At 73.0% G+C, this 5,071-nt stretch carries 5 protein-coding genes; 4 read left to right on the top strand and 1 reads right to left on the bottom strand.

Translation table 11 applies throughout. The features are described 5' to 3' along the window. The 4 genes from ACIQOV_RS26980 to ACIQOV_RS26995 form a co-directional block, all read left to right on the top strand. The coding region (locus ACIQOV_RS26980; protein ID WP_401052744.1) for an ATP-binding cassette domain-containing protein at nucleotides 1–646 on the top strand (646 nt) is incomplete at its 5' end. After that, entirely contained in the window at nucleotides 643–2,034 is a 1,392-nt protein-coding gene (locus ACIQOV_RS26985; protein ID WP_401052747.1) for a hypothetical protein, read from the top strand. The genes ACIQOV_RS26980 and ACIQOV_RS26985, both read left to right, overlap by 4 nt. Beyond that, nucleotides 2,034–2,618 carry a hypothetical protein gene (locus ACIQOV_RS26990; RefSeq protein WP_401052750.1) on the top strand — a complete coding sequence of 195 codons (585 nt, stop codon included), beginning with the start codon at nucleotides 2,034–2,036 and terminating at the stop codon, nucleotides 2,616–2,618. The genes ACIQOV_RS26985 and ACIQOV_RS26990 overlap by 1 nt, the downstream gene beginning before the upstream one ends. A 599-nt stretch (nucleotides 2,619–3,217) precedes the next feature. Next, complete coding sequence (locus ACIQOV_RS26995; RefSeq protein WP_401052756.1) at nucleotides 3,218–4,219, top strand: phospholipase; 1,002 nt, start codon at nucleotides 3,218–3,220, stop codon at nucleotides 4,217–4,219. A 101-nt stretch (nucleotides 4,220–4,320) separates the two neighbouring features. On the opposite strand, the gene ACIQOV_RS27000 is transcribed toward ACIQOV_RS26995, so the two are convergent. Beyond that, nucleotides 4,321–4,737 carry a TetR-like C-terminal domain-containing protein gene (locus tag ACIQOV_RS27000; protein WP_401052753.1) on the bottom strand — a complete coding sequence of 139 codons (417 nt, stop codon included), beginning with the start codon at nucleotides 4,735–4,737 and terminating at the stop codon, nucleotides 4,321–4,323. Between the last annotated feature and the right edge of the window lie 334 nt (nucleotides 4,738–5,071).

A 5,071-nucleotide genomic window follows, 5' to 3' on the forward strand; every position in this document is an offset into this window, starting at 1 on the left:
GGGGAAGACCACCCTGATCCGGACCCTGGCCACGGTGCTGCGCCCCACCGAGGGCGAACTGGAGATGCTCGGCACCTCCCTGGGCAAGGCGGGCGACCACCGGGCCCTGCGCCGCCGCATCGGCTACCTCCCGCAGGACTTCGGCTACTACAAGCGCTTCACGGTGCGCGAGTTCGTCGAGTACATGGCCTGGTTGAAGGAGGTCCCGAAGAAGGACGTCCCCGAGGCCGTCCAGCGCGCCGTGGAACGGGTGGGCCTGGCCGACCGCGCCGACCACCGGATGAAGACCCTGTCCGGCGGCATGGTGCGGCGGGCCGGCATCGCCCAGGCCATCGTCAACTCCCCGACGGTGCTGCTGCTGGACGAGCCCACGGCCGGCCTCGACCCGGCACAGCGGCTGCGCTTCCGCGAGCTGCTGCACGACCTGGGCCGCGACACCTGCGTGGTCGTCTCCACCCACCTCGTCGAGGACGTCGCGGCGGCCTGCTCCGACGTGGTCCTGTTCGCCGACGGCCGCCTCGTCTTCCAGGGCACGCCGGACGAACTGGCCGCCGCGGGCAGCACCGAGCACCCCGGCGACAGCCCCCTGGAGCGCGGCTACTCGGCGCTGCTCCGCACCTCCGGACAGCAGGGGAGCGCCTGGTGAACCGACGTGTACTGCGAACCGAGCTGAAGCGCTCGGCCGCCCCGTGGGCCGGAGCCGTCGTCCTGGGCGGCAGCCTGGCGGTCTTCCTCCTGTACGACGGAATCTGGTCGAGGGGCACCGCGGGGTGGACGGCCCAGTGGACCACCATGGCCATGTGGACCCGTTCCCTGCTGGCCTTCTGGCTGCCGCTCGTGGTCGGCATCGGGGCGGTGTACGGGCTGCGTGAACCCCGCTCGCGGATGACCGAACTGCTGACGACCACGCCGCTGCCGGCCTGGCGCCGTGCGGCGCTGCCGGCGGGTGCGATCGCGCTCGCGCTGGCGGTGGGCTTCGGCCTCCTCGTCGTCGTGGGCGGAGCGCAGGTGGCGTTCGGCCCGACCACCTACATGGGCCTCGGCTGGCTGCCGATCTCGCTGGTGGCGGTCCTGGGCCTCGTCGCGGCCGCCGTGTTCGCCATGGGCGTCGCGCGGACGCTGCCCTCCGTCCTCACCCCGCCCGCCCTGGTGGTGGCCTGCCTCGCGGTGACGGGCATGCTGCGCATACGGATCGAAGGGGAGGTGCCGGAGAGCAGGACGTCGAACCGGATCGGCCTGCTGTCCCCGGTGACCGCGGACCCGCGGCAGATGCTGCTGACCCTCTCCGACTCCGTCCACCTCGGCCAGACGGTCTGGCTGCTCGGCCTGCTCGCCACCGGCCTCGCGCTGCTGGCGGCCGCCACCCGCCGGGCCCGGCTGCTCGCGGTGACCCCCGCCCTGGCCGGCGCCGCCGTGGCCCTGCTGGTCCTGCCGGCCGCCGCGCGCGACAGCTACGTCGTCGACAAGGCCGCCGCGGCCATGGTGTGCGACGGACCGGTGTGCGTGACCCAGGCCAGCCGCTCGCACCTGGCCGAGCTCGCGCCGCGCGGCCGGGAGGCGCTGCGCGTGCTGCACGAGTCCCTGGGCGACAAGGCACCGACCTCGGTACGGGAGGACACCGCGCTGCGCGCGCTCGGCGATCCCCGCTCGCTCCCCGCCGACGCGGTGCTGGTCGACTTCGACGATCAGCTGTTCATCGACGCGACCGGCAACGACCTGACCCGCGCGCTGGTCGCCCAGGGACTGGCACCGAGCTGCCACGCCCGCACCTCCCGGGAGGGCGGGTCACAGGACGACGTCGCCCTCCAGAGCGTCGTCGTGAGCTGGGCCCTCGGTGACCCCGCCCTCCGACCGATGGTGGAGCAGGCCACCGACGTGTTCTCGCGCAGGGCATGGGCGGACGCCGACGCCCTCTGGCAGGAGCTGAAGGGGCTGGCGCCCGCCGAGCAGCGCTCGCGGATCGCCGAGCTGCGCACCGCCGCCCTCTCCTGCACGGCAAGGCTCCGCGAGGTGCCGGTGGGGGGTGTGTCGTGATGAGGTGGCTGATGCTGTACGCGCGTTCACGGCAGGTGCCCGCCTCGGCCGCCGCGGTCGTGCTCGTCGCGCTGGCGGTGTGGGCCCTCACCCGGGGCTACGGTACGGGCGCGACGGATGCGATGGACCCGACCGCGTTCTACGTGCTCACCGCGGGCGTGGCGGCCGGTTCCGTCGGGCTCGGCGGGCAGGACCTCGCACTGGACCGGACCGCCGCGATCCGGTGGGCGCCCCGCCGGGCCGCGCACACGGTGCTGATCGGCGCGGTCGCCGGTGCGGCGCTGCTGGCGGTCCAGGCGGTGGGTCCGACGTTCGTCCCCACCGAGGTCGTCGTCCGGGACAGCGCGGGCCTGGTCGGCCTGGCCGCGCTCGGGGCGGTGCTCTGCGGGGCGCACCTGGCCTGGGTCCTGCCGACCGGCTGGCTGGCGTTCGCCGTCCTCGTCCCGCCGCTGCCGCCCACCACCGTGGGGAAGGCCTTCGGTTGGATGACCTTTCCCCCCGGCACGGAGGCGTCCACCTGGACCGCGGTGGTGCTGCTGGTGACCGGCGGCGCGCTGTACGCCGCTGTCGGCCCGAGGCGCTGACTCGGGGCCCGCCCGCCGCTTCCGGGCGCGGGCGGGCGGACGGCCGGGCCCTGCCCAAGCCGGCGTACGAGCAGGTCGGCAAGGCGGCGCAGGCCGCCCTCGGAGTCGCCCTGGCGACGGGCACCCGGGTCCATCCCTGCGGGATCGTCACGGTCGGCCTGGACGGCATGCGGACCGGTGAACTGGCCGAGGTGCTCGGCGAGATCACGGCGACGCCGCGCCGGAGCGAGCAGTTGTCGCACACCCGGGTGATGTCCGTACTGTTCGCCCAGGACCTCGACCTGTGGGACGCCCGCAAGACGCTGCCGCAGGTGCGGCGCGCCCTGGTGGGCCTGCGGGAGTACGACCCGTGCGCGCCGTCCACGCCGGGGGCGTTCGACCTCGCCGAGCACGCGGACGCGCCGGGGTGGAGCTGTGCCACGCCCACGGCCTGGAGGCGAACCTGGCCGGCTCGGTGCAGAGCCACCACGCCCAGCAGGTCTGGCGGACGACCGTTCCGGCGTCCCCGGCCGAGTCCCCCGGATGTCGTTCATGGCCCGTTTGCCGTACGCCGAGGCGCAGTTGGTGGGATCGTCTTGTCAGTACGCCAACAAGAAGGAGTGTTCCCCTTGACCACTCACCCCAGGCACGGCGCCCGCTCGCGAACCCTCCCGGCACTGGCGGCGGCACTGTGCGGGATCCTCGGTGCCACCGCGCTCGGCACCACCCCGGCGGCGGCCGCCGCCGACCAGCGTCACCCGATCTACGCCATCGCGCACCGGGTCGACACCCTGGACGGCGTGGACGCCGCGATCAACCACGGCGCCAACGCCATCGAGATCGACGTCTGCGCCTGGTGGAACCCGAACGAGTGGCGCGCCTACCACGACTGTTCCTCGGCCGGCGAGAACCGGCTCGGCCCCAGCTTCGACAGCATGCTCGACCGCATCGTCTCCAACGCCAACGCGGGACGCCGGCTGTCGCTGGTCTGGCTGGACATCAAGGACCCCAACTACTGCGGCGAGGAGCCCAACCGCACCTGCAGCGTCGCCGGACTGCGCGACAAGGCCCAGCGGCTGACGGCCGCCGGCATCCAGGTGCTCTACGGCTTCTACGAGTACCACGGCGGCAGCACCCCGGACGTCGGCGGCCGGGGCTGGAAGAGCCTGGAGGGCAGGCTCGGCCCGCTGGAGGGCATCACCACGACCGGCACCCGGGATCAGGTGCAGAGCGCCTTCGCCAAGTCCGGCACCGGATTCCCGGCCGGCCGCCGGGCGATGGACTACGGCGACAGCGACATCACCAAGGGCTTCGGCAACTGCACGGAGGCCACCTACAACACCTGCGCGGAACTGAAGAAGGGAGCCGCCGACCGGGCCGCCGGACGACTCGCGGCCACCCTCTCCTGGACGACCACCTACAACGACCCCTGGTACGTCGACAAGCTGCTGGGCGACGCGCAGGTGGACGGCATCATCGCCGGCTACGGCGCCTTCACCGGCGTGCGGGAGTACGACAACAGCTGGCAGTGCGCCAACGCCGTCAACCTGGTCCGGGACTGGGTGAACCGCCACAGCGGCACCCACCGCATGGCCACCAGCGGCGACCGCCTGTTCAAGTAGGAGACGACCCGGCCCGACCGCACCCGGCGCAGGCCGGGTGCGGTCGGCTGCCTTTCGGCGGGCCGGCCGCTCTTTGGCGGGGTGGCAGCCGCTGGCGGCGGTCAGCAGGTCGGGGCGGCGGGCTCGGCCAGCGGTTCGTCGTCGGCGCCCGGCGCCAGGCCGCGGAGCAGGTGGGTGAGCAGGTCGTCGAAGACCTCGTCCAGGGCCGGGCCGGAGAGCCGACCGCTCGCGGTCTGGGCGGCCACGCCGTGGACGGCGGTGAAGAGGATGGCGCCGATCCGGTCGGCATCGCCGGCCCGGATCAGCCCCTGGGTCTGGCCGAGGGAGATGAGCGCGCGGAGGTCGTCCTTCAGCGGCTGCCAGGCGAGCTCCAGTCCGTCCGTCACGGCGGGGTCGTGCTTGCGGGCGAAGGCCAGCTCCAGTACTGCGCCGTGGTCGGCGGCGAAGTCGACGTACGCGCGGGCGACGGCGAAGGCCCGCTCGCGGAAGCCGTCCCCGCTCCTGCCGCGACGCGCCACGGTTGCGGTCGCCGAGCGGGTCACCCGGCCGAGCCCGGGGGTCTGAGTATTTGGCCTCCGACCCGGAGGGGAGTAGTGTTCTCCGAGTTGCCCCACGGGACGGCCCCTCGGAACGAGCTCGAATCTGAATTCGAGAATGACCGGGGAAAACGGACCGAAAAGCTCTGATAGAGTTCGGGAGCGCCGAAAGGCGAAAGCGAATCGGATGAATGAAACTCCGGAAAACGGAGCGGAAAGTGTCTGATAAGCTGGAAACACGAAAGAACGAAGCCCGGAGGGTCCGCTGGAAGGCGGTCCGAAGGAAGCGTCCGTTCCTTGAGAACTCAACAGCGTG

This window comes from Kitasatospora sp. NPDC091257 (assembly GCF_044757675.1).
Taxonomy (GTDB): Bacteria; Actinomycetota; Actinomycetes; order Streptomycetales; family Streptomycetaceae; genus Kitasatospora; species Kitasatospora lactacystinica.

Excerpts from the sequence above, each read along its gene's own strand:
- ACIQOV_RS26990 (WP_401052750.1), top strand. The coding sequence starts at position 2,034 with ATGAGGTGGCTGATGCTGTACGCGCGTTCACGGCAGGTGCCCGCCTCG.